This window comes from Corynebacterium lipophiloflavum DSM 44291, from assembly GCF_000159635.1.
GTDB classification, from domain to species: Bacteria; Actinomycetota; Actinomycetes; order Mycobacteriales; family Mycobacteriaceae; genus Corynebacterium; species Corynebacterium lipophiloflavum.
Map to the genome: position 1 here is coordinate 250,770 of NZ_GG667191.1, position 14,603 is coordinate 265,372.

Below are 14,603 nucleotides of genomic sequence, written 5' to 3' on the forward strand. Positions count from 1 at the left end.
TGAACCCCCACGCCAGGGGGGCGTCATGAAGCACGAGCGTGCGATCGTCGATAAGCCGGTCCAGCGTCTTCAAGTGCCGAGAAAAGCGCGGCGCTTGAGCGAAGTCACCCGGCTCAAGCCCATGGTTGTGGCGCGGGCCCGGATCGGAGCCGGTGCTAAAGACCGAGTGAAACTCCTCGCCGATCGCGCCGTCGTCATCGAAGGTGACGGCGTCGATCGTGAGCAGCCGGCCGGTCGAGGGGTGAATGCCCGTGGTGACAACACTGACCGCCACGTACGGGAAATTATCCGGCACGGGTTTACACCCCGCCGGTCGGCGCGGCGGTCAGGCCGCGGTTGACCGCCGAGACAATCGCCTTCAGTGACGCCCGAGTGGTCGAGCCCGCGATACCCACACCCCACACGGTCGCGCCGTTGACCTCTGCGCGGATGTAGCAGGCGGCGTCGGCGTCGTCACCGGCCGAGCGCGAGCGCTGGGTGTAGTCCTGGACCTCGAAGTCAATGCCGATGGATTCCAGGGCTTGCGCGAACGCGGCGACGGGGCCGTTGCCGGATCCGCGCAGTGAGTGGCGTTCGCCGCCGTAGTCCACGTCGACCTCGATGGAAGAGTCCTCGTCCTCGTTAACCGCGCCGGTGACCTCGTAGCTGACCAAGTCCAGCGGCGAATCCAGGTCCAGGTAGGTTGCGGCGAAGATGTCCCACATGTTCTTGGAGTTGACTTCGCCACCTTCGGTGTCAGTGATGTTCTGGACGATGGCGGAGAACTCCGGCTGCATCGGCTTGGGCATGTTGATGCCGTGGTCCGTCTTCATGATATAGGCCACCCCGCCCTTGCCGGACTGGGAGTTGACGCGGATCACGGCCTCGTAGGTGCGGCCGACGTCCTTGGGGTCGATCGGCAGGTACGGCACCTCCCACACGGTCTCGCGCAGCTCCTCCCAGCGCACGTCGGTGGACGACGCCCCGGGGCGCACCTTCTGCGCCAGTGCGTCGAGGCCCTTGTTCACGGCGTCCTGGTGGGAGCCGGAGAACGCCGTGAACACGAGGTCGCCCCCATAGGGGTGGCGCTCGGGAACACGCAGCTGGTTGCAGTACTCCACGATCTCGCGGATGCGGTTGATGTCGGAGAAGTCGATCTGCGGGTCAACACCCTGGGTGAGCATGTTCAGGCCCAGGGTGACCAGGTCGACGTTGCCGGTGCGCTCGCCGTTGCCGAACAGGCAGCCCTCGATGCGGTCCGCACCGGCGAGGTAGCCCAGCTCGGCAGCCGCGACGCCCTCGCCGCGGTCGTTGTGCGGGTGCAGGGACAGGATGATGGAGTCGCGCTTGGCAAAGTTGCGGTGCATCCACTCGATGGAGTCGGCGTAGACATTCGGGGTGATCATCTCCACCGTGGACGGCAGGTTGATGATCATCGGGTTATCCGGGGTGGCGCCCATGATGTCGACTACGGCGTCGCAGACCTCCAGCGCGAAGTCCAGTTCGGTGCCGGTGTAGGACTCCGGCGAGTACTCCCAGCGCCAGTGCGTGTCGGGGTAGTCGGCGGCAATGGTCTTGATCAGCTCGGCAGCGTCGGTGGCCAGCTTCTTGATCTCCGGGCGGTCTTTGCGGAACACCACCTCGCGCTGCAGTTTGGAGGTGGAGTTGTAGAAGTGCACGATGACGTTCTTGGCTCCCGCGCAGGCCTCGAAGGTGCGGCGGATCAGGTGCTCGCGCGCCTGGACCAGAACCTGGATGGTGACATCCTCGGGGATCATGTCGTTCTCGATGATCTCTCGCACGAAGTCGAAGTCCGTCTGCGACGCCGAGGGGAAGCCGACCTCGATCTCCTTGTAGCCCATCTGCACGAGCAGGTTGAACATGCGGCGCTTGCGCTCAGGGCTCATCGGGTCGATCAGCGCCTGGTTGCCGTCGCGCAGGTCCACGGCGCACCACTGCGGCGCTGACGTGATCTTCTTGTCGGGCCACGTGCGGTCCGGCAGGATGATGTCCTCCACCTCTTGGGCAAACGGCAGGTAGCGCTTCACCGGCATGTGGGAGCCGCGCTGCTTGTTCCAGGCGGGCTGTCCCTCCCAGCGGGGCCCGGAGGGGGTGCGGATGTCGTTCGGGGCGCTAAATTGGGGGTTCAGGGGGCTCATGGTGGGTCAAATCCTCGTATTCGGTGTGGGTTCGTTCCACGGCCGGCAACGACAATCTCCGCGGCGGGGTGCCGGCCGTGCTAGATCGTGGTGGCCTGATTCCCGCCGCGGCATAGAAGGAGAAGAGCCTTCGCCGATGACATGGGCCACATCTTACACCCTGCCCACTGTTACGTCACTACGTCACCGGTTTGCGCGCCAGCATACCGGTGGCCACGAGCATGCCGCCTATCGACGCCCCCATCACAGCCCACCCCAAAGCTGAATCCACCTGCAGGTTTTCGCCCAGGATGGACAAGCCGAGGAAAAGCGCGATGAGGGGTTCGACAATCTTCATGGCGGGCAGCGAGCGCGAGAGCACCCCGGCGCCGAAAGCGTATTGCTGCACGACCGTGCCGATCAGCGAGGTGGCGACCATCGCCCAAAACTGCCACGTGGCCAGCATTGCGGGCAACCCGCCGGCGGCGAAGGCGTCCACCGCCACCTTGGAAAACACGGCGAGGTAGCCGAAGACGGCGCCGCAGACGATGCCGTAGAGAAGGGCCTGGGCTGCAGGGGAGCGTCGATAAGCAAGGGCGAAGATGGTGACGCACGCGACGACACCAGCGCCGATGGCCGCCGCCCACTCCCAGGCGGGGGCCAGGCGCTCGCCCGGCAGCGGGCGGCCGAGGACGACAACGACACCGACGCAGGCGGTGAGTACGAAGGCCCACAACGTCTCCGCTGGCTCCATCGGCCGGCGCTCGACGCGCGCGGCGAGAACGAGCGTGAACATCAGCGACAGCACCAAAATCGGCTGCACCACCAGCAGGGACCCGAACGCCAGCGCGACGGCCTGCAGGCCGTAGGCCACAAAGGCGAGCAGTATCGACAGCCACCACTGCGGGCGGCGCATCGCGCCCAAAGGAGAACTGTTTGCCTCCGTGTGATGGAGGCCCGCCCGCAAGATGTGGTGGCGCCAGACGGTGCCCACCGCAATCGTCACCGCGGACAGAAGCGCGAAGGAGACGGCGAGGGCGTTGTTATGCACGGGCATCCACAGTAGAGGGCAACAGACACGATGGGTATTATCGGTGTGCGCATTTTATACAACCGCGAACCGGAAGGTGACTGAAGAAGGCATGGCTCTGATTGTGCAGAAGTACGGGGGGTCCTCCCTCGAAAGTGCCGAGCGCATCCGTGCGGTCGCCGAACGCGTCGTGGCCACCCGCAACGCTGGCAATGACGTTGTGGTTGTCTGCTCCGCGATGGGGGACGCCACCGACGAGTTGCTGGATCTGGCCAGCCAGGTCAACCCCACGCCGCCGCTGCGTGAAATGGACATGCTGCTGACCGCCGGCGAGCGCATCTCCAACTCGCTCGTCGCCATGGCGGTGGCGGCCCACGGCGTGGACGTGCAATCGTTCACCGGCTCGCAGGCGGGCGTGCTCACCACCGAGCGCCACGGCAACGCCCGCATCATCGAGGTCACCCCGGGCCGCGTCCAAGAGGCGGTGCAGCAAGGCAAGATCGCGATCGTCGCCGGGTTCCAGGGGGTCAACCGCGACACCCGCGACATCACCACGCTCGGGCGTGGCGGTTCCGACACCACCGCTGTGGCCTTGGCCGCGGCGATGGGCGCCGATGAGTGCGAGATTTACTCGGACGTCGACGGCGTCTACACAGCTGACCCGCGCATCGTGCCCGATGCTCGCAAGCTGGACCGACTCTGCTTCGAGGAGATGCTCGAGCTCGCGGCGAGTGGTTCGAAGATTTTGGTTCTGCGCAGCGTCGAGTACGCCCGCGCCTTCAACGTGCCCCTGCGGGTACGCTCGTCATACAGCAACGACACCGGCACGCTGGTTGCCGGAGCAATGGAGGATATCCCCGTGGAAGAAGCAGTTCTGTCCGGTGTGGCCACCGACAACTCCGAGGCGAAGATCACTATCCTCGGCATCCCGGACACCCCCGGCGAGGCGGCCAAGGTGTTCCGCGCGCTCGCGGACGCCGAGATCAACATCGACATGGTGCTGCAGAACATCTCCTCCGCCGTGGACAACAAGACCGACATCACGTTCACGCTCCCGCTTGCCGACGGCCAGCGCGGCGTCGAGCTGCTGCGCGCACTGGCAGATGCAGAAGGGTGGGACGAGGTGAGCTACAACGACAACATCGGCAAGGTCTCCCTCGTCGGCGCCGGCATGAAGTCCCACCCGGGCGTTACCGCCGACTTCACCGAGGCGCTACGCGACGCGGGCATCAACATTGAAATGATCACCACCTCCGAAATCCGCATCACCGCCGTGGTGCGCCAGGAGGACCTGCCCGAGGCCGCGCGTGCGCTGCACACCAAGTTCGCGCTTGGCGGCGACGAGCCCGCCGTGGTCTATGCCGGCACGGGCCGCTAAGACGTCGCTCAGATTTCGCTCAGACCTCACAGCCAAGCAGGAAGGGGTTGTTAAACCCATGACCACCATCGCAGTAGTAGGTGCCACCGGCCAGGTGGGCCGCGTGATGCGCGAGATCTTGATCGAGCGCAAGTTTCCCGCCGACAAAGTGCGGTTTTTCGCTTCCCCGCGCTCCGCTGGCAAGCGTCTGGATTTCGGCGGCGCAGACATTGAGGTCGAGGACCTCACGCAGATTACGCCCGAGTCCGTCGCCGACGTCGACGTTGCCCTGTTTTCCGCAGGTGGCTCGACCTCCAAGCAGTACGCGCCCGTCTTCGCGGCTGCCGGGGCAACCGTGGTGGACAACTCGTCCGCGTGGCGCAAGGACGACGAGGTGCCGTTGATCGTCTCCGAGGTCAACCCGGACGCGGCGGCGCAGGTGAAGAAGGGCATTATCGCCAACCCGAACTGCACGACGATGGCCGCGATGCCCGTGGCGAAGGCCCTGCACGACGCCGCCGGGCTGCGCAGTCTGCGCGTCGCGTCGTACCAGGCGGTGTCGGGCTCGGGACTGGCGGGCGTCGATACGCTGGCGCATCAGGTTGAGCAAATCGGCGAACGAGCCCCCGAACTGACCCGCGACGGATCGCTCATGCAGCCCGAAGATCTGGGGCCCTACGTCGCACCAATCGCATACAATGTGCTGCCACTGGCTGGCAATCTGGTCGACGACGGCACCGAGGAGACGGACGAGGAGCAGAAGTTGCGTAACGAGTCACGCAAGATCCTCGGCTTGCCGGATCTTTTGGTCTCCGGCACCTGCGTGCGTGTGCCCGTGTTCACCGGCCACACCATGGTTGTCCATGCCGAGTTCGCCAACCCGATCACCCCGGATCAGGCGCGCGAGGTGCTGGCCGCAGCGTCGGGCGTGAAGCTTGTCGACGTCCCCACGCCTCTGGCCGCAGCGGGTATTGATGAGTCACTCGTCGGGCGCATCCGGCAGGATCAGGCGGTCGAGGGCAACCGTGGGCTGGTCTTCGTTGTTGCCGGCGACAACCTCCGCAAAGGCGCTGCCTTGAACACCATTCAGATCGCGGAGCTGCTGGTTTCCGCTACCGGATAGTTGCATTCCGGTAAAGAAATTCTGGTATCGCTTGATTAATAGAATGATGACGCGACAATAGGCAGCATGGCTCTACAGAATCGTTTGCGTCTCGGCGCCGTGGCAGTTGTCGCGGTCGTCACTCTGTCGTGCCCTGGTGCCGCCGGGGCTGGGGAGCCCGTTCAGACGACTGAAGTCGCCGTGGCCCAGGTCGTCGAAACCGATGCCGGCTACGAGATCACCATCGCTCCTGGCCAGACGCTGCCGCTGGAGCCAGAGGCGGAATCGATCGACGCCTACATCATCGAGGAGGGCGAGGAATCGACCCTGCCGGCGGGCTGGAGCGTTCTCACCAACTCTGACGGGCTGCGCATAACGGCACCGTCGACCGCCGCCGACGGCGAATTCGCCGTCGCCGAGGCCGTCCGCGCCGACGGGACGACCGAAGAGGTTCGGGTCGTCGTTGAGCGCGAAGACGTGCTCCCGCAGCCCACGCCTTCAAGCTCCACCGGCTCCTCGAGCTGGGTCAGCGGACTGCTGGGCAAGGTTGCCACGTTCTTCGCCTCCTAGGCGCCCTCGATCAAATCGCGCCGAGCGCGTGCGACGCGTGAGCGGATCGTGCCGATGCGCACGCCCGCGATCCGGGCCGCCTCCTCGTAGGTGTAGCCCAAGACCTGGGTGAGCACGATAGCTTCCCGGCGCTCGGCGGGCAGGGCGTCGAGAAGCGTGCGCGCGTCGATGACCTCGGACCAGGTGTTGGGGTTGTCCGGGCTGGGTTTTTGCGCCGCGACATCGTCGTACTGCGTGATTGACTTCCGCGGGCGCGCCAAGTCGTGGCGAATCGAATCGATCCACACCCGTCGCGCGAGCGTGAGCAGCCACGTGCGTGCCGACGAGCGCGCGGCGAACCTGGGCAGCGCTCCCAGCACGCGCAGGTACGTTTCCTGGGTCAGGTCGTCGGCCTGCTCGCGGCCCGCGAGGTGGGCCAGAAAGCGCCACACGTCGCCCTGCGTGGCCTCGATGAACTGAGTCAGCGCGCTTTTATCCCCCCGGCCGGCCCGCAGGGCCAGCTCAGTGACGGTATCGACAGGGTCGACAGAGTCCCGGCTGCTCACAGCAGAAAACCATACCAGCAGCAGAATCGGGCCCATGATTAGGCGAAACCGCACAGAATCCTGGTCTTCGTTGCCGAGGCAGGGGAGCCCACGTACCATGGTTGTGGATATAGAGAGTCCGCTTTTAATAGCTTCACCCAAACGCTAGGAGGCCAATAACAATGGCAGAGCAATCAAAGGCAGAGGACATCGTCGCACGCGGCGAGCGCCCCGCCGGTAAAGGCAAGACCACCCGCCCGAGCGGCCAGCCGGTCGCGTCCGAAAACATCTCGATCACGGCCGGCCCGCAGGGCCCGAATGTCCTCAACGACATTCACCTGATTGAGAAGCTCGCGCACTTCAACCGCGAGAACGTTCCGGAGCGCATCCCCCACGCCAAGGGCCACGGAGCTTTCGGTGAGCTCCACATCACCGAGGACGTTTCCCAGTACACTAAGGCGAAGCTGTTCCAGCCGGGCACGGTCACTCCGATGGCTGCTCGCTTCTCCACCGTTGCCGGTGAAGCCGGCTCCCCGGACACCTGGCGCGACGTCCACGGCTTCGCGCTGCGTTTCTACACCGAGGACGGCAACTACGACATCGTGGGCAACAACACCCCGACGTTCTTCCTCCGTGACGGCATGAAGTTCGCCGACTTCATCCACTCCCAGAAGCGCCAGCCCCACACCGGCCTGCGCGACGACGAGATGCAGTGGGATTTCTGGTCCCGCACCCCGGAGTCCGCTCACCAGGTGACCTACCTGATGGGTGACCGCGGCACCCCGAAGACCTCCCGCCACCAGGACGGCTTCGGCTCCCACACCTTCCAGTGGGTCAACGAAGAGGGCAAGGCCGTGTGGATCAAGTACCACTTCAAGACCCGCCAGGGTTGGGAGACCTTCACCGACGAGGAAGCCACGGAGATGGCCGGCAAGAACGCCGACCACCACCGCCAGGACCTCTTCGACGCAATTGAGCGCGGCGACTACCCGATCTGGGACGTCAAGGTTCAGATCATGCCGTTCGAGGAGGCGGAGAACTACCGCTTCAACCCGTTCGACCTGACCAAGATCTGGTCCCAGAAGGACTACCCGCTGGTCGACGTGGGCTACTTCGTGCTCAACCGCAACCCGAAGAACTTCCACGCACAGATCGAGCAGATCGCGCTCGATCCGGGCAACCTGGTGCCGGGCGTCGGCCTGTCCCCGGACCGCATGCTTCAGGCACGCGCGTGGGCGTACGCTGACCAGCACCGCTACCGCATCGGCCCGAACTACAAGGACCTGCCGGTCAACCGCCCGATCAACGAGGTCAACACCTACGCGGAGCGCGGCCCGATGGCGTACTTCTTCAACAACGAGGGTGAGCACAACTACACTCCGAACAACACGGAGAAGGGTGCAGGCTACCTGGACAACAACGAGGACTCCTCCTCGAACCACACCACCTACGGGCAGGCCAGCGACCTCTACGTCAACCCGGACCCGCACGGCACCGACCTGACCCGCGCGGCGTACGTCAAGCACGCCGAGGACGACGACTTCGGCCAGGCACGTACCCTCTACACCGAGGTGTTCGACGACGCAGCGCGCGAGCGTTTCGTGCACAACGTCTCCAACAAGATGCTTCCGATCCAGAACAAGGACATCGAGGAGCGCACCTTCGCTTACTGGGGCAACGTCGATGCAGACCTCGAGCAGAAGCTTCGCTCCGAGGTTGCGCGCAAGCGCCAGGATGCCGATAAGTAGGAGAAGGAAGAGCAGTCCTCCGTCTTCTAAACCGGTCTAGCTAAACGCCCGCCACCCTCACAACTCGTAAGAAGGTGGGCGGGCTTTTCGCGTTGCAGCTGCTACGATGGCACGGTGATCTTTCCCACATGCCAGCGAAATGCCACCTCAGCGTGGCTGGCTGCGCCTGGGACGAACGGGTACACGACATCGTGGGGTCCGCACCTTTCCGGACCCGGCCACGGCGCGGGTAGTGTAAAGTCTGTCTATTCCTATACATCTACCGATAGGCGCGGTGGTGTAGACGTGGCTTAGCCATAAGCTGCGGATGCTATCTACCTCGGCGTCAAACGAGGCCCCTATGTTACTTCTCCTCCTCGCAGTACTCGGCGCAACCGTCGTCTTGGCGCCCTTTGTGGGGCGCGTCCTCGGCAGGAACGCGGGTTGGATGCTCGCCTTGCCCCTTCTGGGCGCGGCCGTTATCGGAGCTTTGGCCTACGTCTCACCGAGCGCAGGCGATGCCCACGCCGAAACGGTCGCCTGGATTCCGTCGCTGAACGTGGATTTCGCGCTGCGCATCGACGGACTCTCGATAGTCTTTCTCATGCTGGTGCTGCTTATCGGCGCAGGCGTGCTCGCCTACTCAACCCGGTACCTGCATCAAAGCAAGCCATCTTTCTACCTTCTCATGTGCGGCTTCGCCGCGGCGATGAGCACACTCGTGCTCACCGACAACCTCGTGGTGTTCTACATCGCGTGGGAGATGACCACGCTCTGTTCCTTCTTCCTCATCGCCAACGGGGGAGAAAAGGGCTACGCGCCCGCGATCCGCACGCTGCTGGTCACAGTCGGCGGCGGTCTTCTCCTGCTCACCGCGACGGTGATCATGTGCATCACGACTGGCAGCACCCAACTCTCCGTCGTGCTCGCAGATGAGACGTGGACGCAGCGGCCCGGTCTGACCACGCTCGTCGCCCTGCTGGTGGCCGGTGCCGCGTTTACCAAATCAGCCCAGTTTCCCTTCCAGGCCTGGCTGCCCGACTCGATGGTCGCCATCGCCCCAGTCTCTGCCTACCTGCACGCCGCGGCCATGGTCAAGGCCGGGATCTACTTGATCCTGCGCTACTCGCCGATGTTCGCGGCGGTTGACGCGTGGCACATCGCCTTGGTCACGGCAGGCCTTATCACCTCGCTGTTCGGCGCGATGACGGCGGTGAAGCAATCGGACCTCAAAGCACTGCTGGCGTACTCGACCATGTCCCAGCTCGGCCTCCTGGTTGCGGTCGTGGGGATCGGTACGCAGGAAGCCCTTACCGCGGCCATCGTGCACACCATCGCCCACGCCGTGTTCAAGGCGGCGCTGTTCATGTCGATCGGCATCGTCGAGCACGAAACAGGAACACGCAACTTCCACGAGCTACGTAATCTGCGCGTGCGCATGCCGGTGACGCAGGCTATCGTGGTCATCTCCGCCGCTTCGATGGCGGGTCTGCCTCCGTTGGCCGGTTTCGTGTCCAAGGAAATGCTCCTCGCCGCAGGGCTCTCCGCGCCCCACAAGGAGGCGCTGGTGACCCTGGTTACCGGTGGGATCGTGGTTACCTCTATCTTCACCTTCGCCTACTCCTACCGTTACGTGCTCGGTGTGTTGGGCGACCGGCGCAACCAACTATCCGGCACGTCCAAGACGGTGGGGGAGGCGTCGCCAAGCTTTTTTGCGGTGCCCGCGATCCTGGCGGCTGCGACGGTAGCGATTGGCATCTACCCGCACATGCTCAATGGCCCGGTTGCCGACGCCGTGCTCGCGACCACCGGCGAATTTGAGGACCCGCACCTCGCGCTCTGGCACGGGTTAAACCTGCCGCTCGCGCTCTCGGCCCTGGTCATCGCGTGTGGTGCCGTCCTCGCGTGGCGACGCTGGGCCGTCAGCGCCTTCCTCGACGTTTTCCGGGCGCCGATCACCGGAGTCGAAGTGGTCGAATCCTTCCGCAGCGGGACCATCGCGCTCGGCGAGCGTTTCACCGCGGCCACCGGAACCACGTCCCAGCGCCGCCACCTCGCAGCCCCGCTGTTGGGGCTCGTCGCGATCGGGCTCGTGGGGGTGTTCACGCTAGGCGATGTTCCGGAGGTCGTGGGCGACCGCTACGACCCGGCGGACTGGATGCTGCTGTTCATCGTGACCATCGGCACCGCCTCGGCGCTGAAGGCGCGCTCGCGCGTTACCGTGGCAATTGTCGTGGGAACTGTCGGTTTCGGAGTGACGCTGTGGTTCTACCAGCTCGGTGCCGCCGATGTAGCCACGACGCAGCTCACGGTTGAAATCCTCACCGCCGTGGTGATCGTGATGATCCTCAACCGGCTGCCCGACCGATTCCCCCGCGAAAAGCGCTCTAACATCCTGTCCTCCGGCGTTCTCGCCATCGCCGTGGGAGTCGTCTCCACCCTCGGTGTCCTGGCGCTGACGGGCCGGCGCGAGAAATCCGAGGCCGCGCAGTGGTTCCTGCGCGAGGGGCCCATCGCCACCGGCGGCGACAACATTGTCAATGTCATCCTGGTTGAATTCCGCGCCTTCGACACACTCGGTGAGCTCACCGTGCTCGGAGTTGCGGGCATCACAGTGGCCGTGATGCTGCGCTCGCGGCCGCTGCAGCCGCGAGGCAAGGCGCGCCTGAACAAGCTGTCTGCGGTATCAAGCCCGGAAAACAACGTGGTCTTTTTGCGTTCGGCCGCGCGCGTGATCTTGCCGCTGATCGCGATCATCTCCGTCGTGCTGTTCTTCCGCGGGCACAACGCATCCGGCGGTGGCTTTGTCGCCGCTCTCGTGGGTGCGGGCGGGTTCGCACTGCTCTACCTCATGGCCCCCAGCGACAAGGCAGCCAAGGTCCGGTGGCCGTACATGACCCTCATCGGAGCGGGCATCACCATCGGCGCAGCCACCGGTCTACTGGGCTACTTCGAAGGCTCCTATCTCACCCCGCTGCACGCCTACGTTTTCGGCATCCACCTGACTACCGCGCTGATCTTCGACCTCGGCGTTTACCTCGCAGTCCTCGGGGTCATCCTCGCGGCAATCAACCTCGCCGGAATCCCCGCTGACGACCCAGGTGAACCCGAGGACGGGGTTCCCGAGGCCGGCCAAGGCGACGTCGGGCTCATCATCGACGGAGAGCACCAGCCAATACCCGCCGGCGCTTACCCCGTCGCAGAGGACGAAAGGACAAACGCATGATCCTGGCACTGTCAGTGGGCATACTCATGGCGGGGGCCGTCTACCTCATGATGCGGCCCGACATGTTCCGCATAACCATCGGTTTCGTCATGCTCAGCCACGCCGCTAATCTGGTGATCATGTCTGCGGGGGGCGTGTCGTGGCGGGGTGAACCCTTCGGGGCGCACGACGACACATCAACGGTCGCCGATCCACTGCCCCAGGCATTCGTGCTCACCGCCATCGTCATCTCCTTTTCCATCACCATCGTCATGCTCATCTCATCCGTCGTGGGCAAACCGGGCGACGCAACTCGGGCGGATGACGACGTTTCCCGCGAATCGCCCCGGCGCCCGGATGCGGACGATGTCGACGAGCTCTATCACGAGCTCGCGCCCGACGCCCGCGCAACGCCCGAGGTAGGGGAGAAGACGCGATGACATTCACCTACGACTTCGTCAGCACCTACCTCACACTCTTCGTTGCCGTTCCCCTCATTTCCGCCGGCGTGCTTGTTCTCGCCGCACGAGTGCAGTGGCTGCAGTACGTCGTTATGTTTGCCACGCTCGCGGTGAGCCTGGCGGCCTCGGCGGGATTGATCGCCGGCACTTCCGACGGCACCACCTACGCCAAGGGCACCGGAAGTTGGCCGTTCGGCATCGCGATCCCTTTTGCCGCCGACATGCTCTCGGCGCTCATGTTGACGACGACGGGCATCCTCGCGCTGGCGTGCGCCTGGTTCGCGGTCGCCAGCGGATATGCCCGGGAGCGCTACTTCGCCCCGCTCGTGCTGGTGCTCATGACGGGTGTCAACGGCGGGATCCTGACCGCGGACATCTTCAACTTCTTTGTCTTCCTCGAAGTGATGCTCCTGCCCTCCTACGGGCTGTACGCCTACACAATTTACCGCCGCGGCGGCAACATCATGGTCGGCGGCGTGCGCTTGTTCATCACCGCCAATCTGCTGGCGTCAACCATGTTCCTCACCGGCGTGGCGCTAATTTACGGGACCGCGGGGTCGGTCAACCTCGCGCAGCTGAAAGGCGCGGCGGCGCAAGATCCGGCGGTGGCGATCGCGACGAGCGTGGTCATGCTTTCGATGCTGACCAAGGCTTCGGTTGTTCCGGTCCACTCCTGGCTGGCGCGCTCCTACCCGTACACTTCGCCGGCGGTGACCGCGCTGTTCTCGGGTTTGCACACCAAGGTTGCGGTGTACATCCTGTACCGCATCTACGCCGTGCTTTTCGACGGCGATGAGCGCTTCCTCTGGATCCTTGTCGCCCTCTTTTCCCTGACCATGCTGATCGGCGTGCTCGGCGCAGTGGGGGAGAAAGACGCTCGCTCCATCCTGACCTTCCACATGGTTTCCCAGCTTGGTTACATTCTGCTGGGCCTGGCCATCTTCACGGAGCTCGGGCTGACGGCAGGCATCTTCTACTTGGTGCACCACATGCTTGTGAAGGCATCCTTGTTCATGTCCACCGGCGCGATCGAAGTGACCTACGGGACAGGGAAGATCGGCGCGCTGGCGGGGATGGCCAGACGGGAACCGTGGATGGGCGTTGCGTTTTTCGCTGCGGCATTGTCCCTCGCGGGCATCCCGCCCTTCTCCGGCTTCGTGGCGAAGTTTTCGCTGCTGCTCGCGGCGTACGAGAAGGGCGAGTTCTACGCCCTGGCGGTTATGGTTGTGGTGTCCCTGATCACACTGCTGTCAATGCTCAAGATCTGGGACGGCATGTTCTGGGGCAGGGCAGAAAACGCCGAGGTGGCGTCGGCGGGAGATGGCCGCGCTCGGGTTGGGTTCTGGCTGGGTGCCCCGGCTGTCGTCCTCGCGGCTCTTTCGCTGGCTATCGGACTGGGAGCGCAGGTGCTCATGGGGTGGTCGGGCGTTGCGGCGCAGAATCTGTTGGACACTTCCAGTTACGTGAATGCGGTGATGAACGGATGAAAGATTTTCTAACGTGGCCGTTTAGGATCCTCGGGTTCTGGGCGTGGTACGCGAAGGAGTTCACCGTGGCAAATGTCGCGGTGATCAAGGATGTGGTCACTGTCGGCAACGACGCGACGCCCTCGATCGTGCGGCTCGAGTGCCTGAGTTTCACGGAGGGCTTCTACACGCTTCTGGCCGCGCTGATCACGATCACACCCGGCACGCTTGTGGTGGGGGCCGGTGATACTACGAGCAAGGGAGTGCGTGTCATGTACGTCCACGCGTTGTATTACACCGACATTGACGAGCTGCGCTCCGACCTTCGCGAGATGGAGGAGCGCATGCTCAAGGGCCTGATGCTTCGGCCCAAGCTGAACAAGGAGGCCACGCTGTGATAGCGGTCGACATTGCCATCGTGATTTTCGGGTTGTGCGCCATGCCGGCCGGGTACCGGATGCTCGTCGGCCCGTCGCGGGCGGATCGCGCGACGGCGGCGGACTTGATGGTGTTTCTGCTCATCGGCATGATTGCCCTGATCGGTTTCCGCAACAACTCCGGCTACACCCTAGATATCGTGCTGGTTGCGGCACTCGTGGCGTTCTTGTCCACGGTGTCGTACGCTCGCGTGCTGCTCCGGGGTGATCGGTGATGGACATCATGGGCATCATCGGCGATGTGTTGATCATTTTCGGGGCATTGAACTTCGCCATTTGCGCGATCGGTTTAATCACGTTCTACGACTTCTATGCGCGAGTCTCCGCAGTGGGCACGGCGGCTGGGTTCGGGATATCCTTCGTCGTTCTCGGCGTGTGGTTCAAAGACCCTTCGCTGGCGGGTTTTTTCGTCGCCCTGGTAGCGATTTTGCTGCTGCTGGGAACCTCCGCGCTGGGGTCGATGTTCATTGCGAGGTCCGCGGCGCTGCGGGGAACCCAGATGACGAATCCTGTGGCCGATGAACTTGGAGTGCTCACCCCGGAGCAGTTCGAAGCGCGTATGAACGGCCGGGGTGCCCCGGTGGAGGAGTCCTAGCGGCCGCCAACG

The 14,603-nt window shown here is 64.2% G+C and carries 13 protein-coding genes and 1 pseudogene; 10 read left to right on the forward strand and 4 right to left on the reverse strand.

Annotated features, from left to right (window positions below):
• The 3 genes and pseudogenes from HMPREF0298_RS12380 to HMPREF0298_RS01245 form a co-directional block, all read right to left on the reverse strand.
• Positions 1-295, reverse strand: a pseudogene (locus tag HMPREF0298_RS12380) (DNA polymerase III subunit epsilon); the annotation flags it as partial.
• Positions 296-299: 4 nt separating this feature from the next.
• On the reverse strand, positions 300-2,138 hold the full coding sequence (gene leuA, locus HMPREF0298_RS01240; protein WP_006839264.1) for a 2-isopropylmalate synthase: 1,839 nt from the start codon (positions 2,136-2,138) through the stop codon (positions 300-302).
• A gap of 178 nt (positions 2,139-2,316) precedes the next feature.
• On the reverse strand, positions 2,317-3,174 hold the full coding sequence (locus HMPREF0298_RS01245) for a DMT family transporter (protein ID WP_006839265.1): 858 nt from the start codon (positions 3,172-3,174) through the stop codon (positions 2,317-2,319).
• Between the two features lie 85 nt (positions 3,175-3,259).
• Here HMPREF0298_RS01245 and HMPREF0298_RS01250 point away from each other — a divergent pair, with 85 nt between their 5' ends.
• The 3 genes from HMPREF0298_RS01250 (at position 3,260) to HMPREF0298_RS01260 (ending at position 6,176) form a co-directional block, all read left to right on the forward strand.
• Positions 3,260-4,525: an aspartate kinase gene (locus tag HMPREF0298_RS01250; protein ID WP_006839266.1), complete on the forward strand. Its 1,266-nt coding sequence runs from the start codon at positions 3,260-3,262 to the stop codon at positions 4,523-4,525.
• A 58-nt stretch (positions 4,526-4,583) separates the two neighbouring features.
• Positions 4,584-5,627: an aspartate-semialdehyde dehydrogenase gene (locus HMPREF0298_RS01255; RefSeq protein ID WP_040422135.1), complete on the forward strand. Its 1,044-nt coding sequence runs from the start codon at positions 4,584-4,586 to the stop codon at positions 5,625-5,627.
• Positions 5,628-5,693: 66 nt separating this feature from the next.
• The gene (locus HMPREF0298_RS01260) at positions 5,694-6,176 is read left to right on the forward strand and encodes a hypothetical protein (protein WP_006839268.1); all 483 of its coding nucleotides are present in this window, start codon (positions 5,694-5,696) and stop codon (positions 6,174-6,176) included.
• Here the strand turns inward: HMPREF0298_RS01260 and HMPREF0298_RS01265 are convergent.
• Positions 6,173-6,820 carry an RNA polymerase sigma factor gene (locus HMPREF0298_RS01265; RefSeq protein ID WP_006839269.1) on the reverse strand — a complete coding sequence of 216 codons (648 nt, stop codon included), beginning with the start codon at positions 6,818-6,820 and terminating at the stop codon, positions 6,173-6,175. The genes HMPREF0298_RS01260 and HMPREF0298_RS01265 overlap by 4 nt on opposite strands.
• 62 nt (positions 6,821-6,882) lie before the next feature.
• On the opposite strand from HMPREF0298_RS01265, the gene HMPREF0298_RS01270 reads away from it, so the two are divergent.
• The 7 genes from HMPREF0298_RS01270 (at position 6,883) to HMPREF0298_RS01300 (ending at position 14,591) form a co-directional block, all read left to right on the forward strand.
• Positions 6,883-8,448 (forward strand): catalase, encoded by a 1,566-nt coding sequence (locus HMPREF0298_RS01270; RefSeq protein ID WP_006839270.1) that lies wholly within the window; start codon positions 6,883-6,885, stop codon positions 8,446-8,448.
• A 340-nt stretch (positions 8,449-8,788) separates the two neighbouring features.
• Positions 8,789-11,653 carry a DUF4040 family protein gene (locus HMPREF0298_RS01275; RefSeq protein ID WP_006839271.1) on the forward strand — a complete coding sequence of 955 codons (2,865 nt, stop codon included), beginning with the start codon at positions 8,789-8,791 and terminating at the stop codon, positions 11,651-11,653.
• Positions 11,650-12,072, forward strand: coding sequence for a sodium:proton antiporter (locus tag HMPREF0298_RS01280; protein WP_006839272.1), 423 nt, complete (start codon positions 11,650-11,652; stop codon positions 12,070-12,072). Before HMPREF0298_RS01275 ends, HMPREF0298_RS01280 begins: the two co-directional genes overlap by 4 nt.
• Positions 12,069-13,580: a monovalent cation/H+ antiporter subunit D family protein gene (locus HMPREF0298_RS01285; protein ID WP_006839273.1), complete on the forward strand. Its 1,512-nt coding sequence runs from the start codon at positions 12,069-12,071 to the stop codon at positions 13,578-13,580. The genes HMPREF0298_RS01280 and HMPREF0298_RS01285 overlap by 4 nt, the downstream gene beginning before the upstream one ends.
• Positions 13,577-13,957 (forward strand): Na+/H+ antiporter subunit E, encoded by a 381-nt coding sequence (locus HMPREF0298_RS01290; RefSeq protein WP_006839274.1) that lies wholly within the window; start codon positions 13,577-13,579, stop codon positions 13,955-13,957. Before HMPREF0298_RS01285 ends, HMPREF0298_RS01290 begins: the two co-directional genes overlap by 4 nt.
• Entirely contained in the window at positions 13,954-14,211 is a 258-nt protein-coding gene (locus HMPREF0298_RS01295; RefSeq protein ID WP_006839275.1) for an MrpF/PhaF family protein, read from the forward strand. The genes HMPREF0298_RS01290 and HMPREF0298_RS01295 overlap by 4 nt, the downstream gene beginning before the upstream one ends.
• Positions 14,211-14,591, forward strand: coding sequence for a cation:proton antiporter (locus HMPREF0298_RS01300; protein ID WP_006839276.1), 381 nt, complete (start codon positions 14,211-14,213; stop codon positions 14,589-14,591). Before HMPREF0298_RS01295 ends, HMPREF0298_RS01300 begins: the two co-directional genes overlap by 1 nt.
• Positions 14,592-14,603: the final 12 nt, after the last annotated feature.

What these genes read in the sequence shown, in the direction of transcription:
- HMPREF0298_RS01265 (WP_006839269.1), bottom strand. Translation starts at nt 6,820, where the DNA reads ATGGTACGTGGGCTCCCCTGCCTCGGCAACGAAGACCAGGATTCTGTG.
- HMPREF0298_RS01250 (WP_006839266.1), top strand. Translation starts at nt 3,260, where the DNA reads ATGGCTCTGATTGTGCAGAAGTACGGGGGGTCCTCCCTCGAAAGTGCC.
- HMPREF0298_RS01260 (WP_006839268.1), top strand. Translation starts at nt 5,694, where the DNA reads ATGGCTCTACAGAATCGTTTGCGTCTCGGCGCCGTGGCAGTTGTCGCG.
- HMPREF0298_RS01280 (WP_006839272.1), top strand. Translation starts at nt 11,650, where the DNA reads ATGATCCTGGCACTGTCAGTGGGCATACTCATGGCGGGGGCCGTCTAC.
- HMPREF0298_RS01290 (WP_006839274.1), top strand. Translation starts at nt 13,577, where the DNA reads ATGAAAGATTTTCTAACGTGGCCGTTTAGGATCCTCGGGTTCTGGGCG.
- HMPREF0298_RS01275 (WP_006839271.1), top strand. Translation starts at nt 8,789, where the DNA reads ATGTTACTTCTCCTCCTCGCAGTACTCGGCGCAACCGTCGTCTTGGCG.
- HMPREF0298_RS01300 (WP_006839276.1), top strand. Translation starts at nt 14,211, where the DNA reads ATGGACATCATGGGCATCATCGGCGATGTGTTGATCATTTTCGGGGCA.
- HMPREF0298_RS01270 (WP_006839270.1), top strand. Translation starts at nt 6,883, where the DNA reads ATGGCAGAGCAATCAAAGGCAGAGGACATCGTCGCACGCGGCGAGCGC.
- HMPREF0298_RS01285 (WP_006839273.1), top strand. Translation starts at nt 12,069, where the DNA reads ATGACATTCACCTACGACTTCGTCAGCACCTACCTCACACTCTTCGTT.
- HMPREF0298_RS01255 (WP_040422135.1), top strand. Translation starts at nt 4,584, where the DNA reads ATGACCACCATCGCAGTAGTAGGTGCCACCGGCCAGGTGGGCCGCGTG.
- leuA (WP_006839264.1), bottom strand. Translation starts at nt 2,138, where the DNA reads ATGAGCCCCCTGAACCCCCAATTTAGCGCCCCGAACGACATCCGCACC.
- HMPREF0298_RS01245 (WP_006839265.1), bottom strand. Translation starts at nt 3,174, where the DNA reads ATGCCCGTGCATAACAACGCCCTCGCCGTCTCCTTCGCGCTTCTGTCC.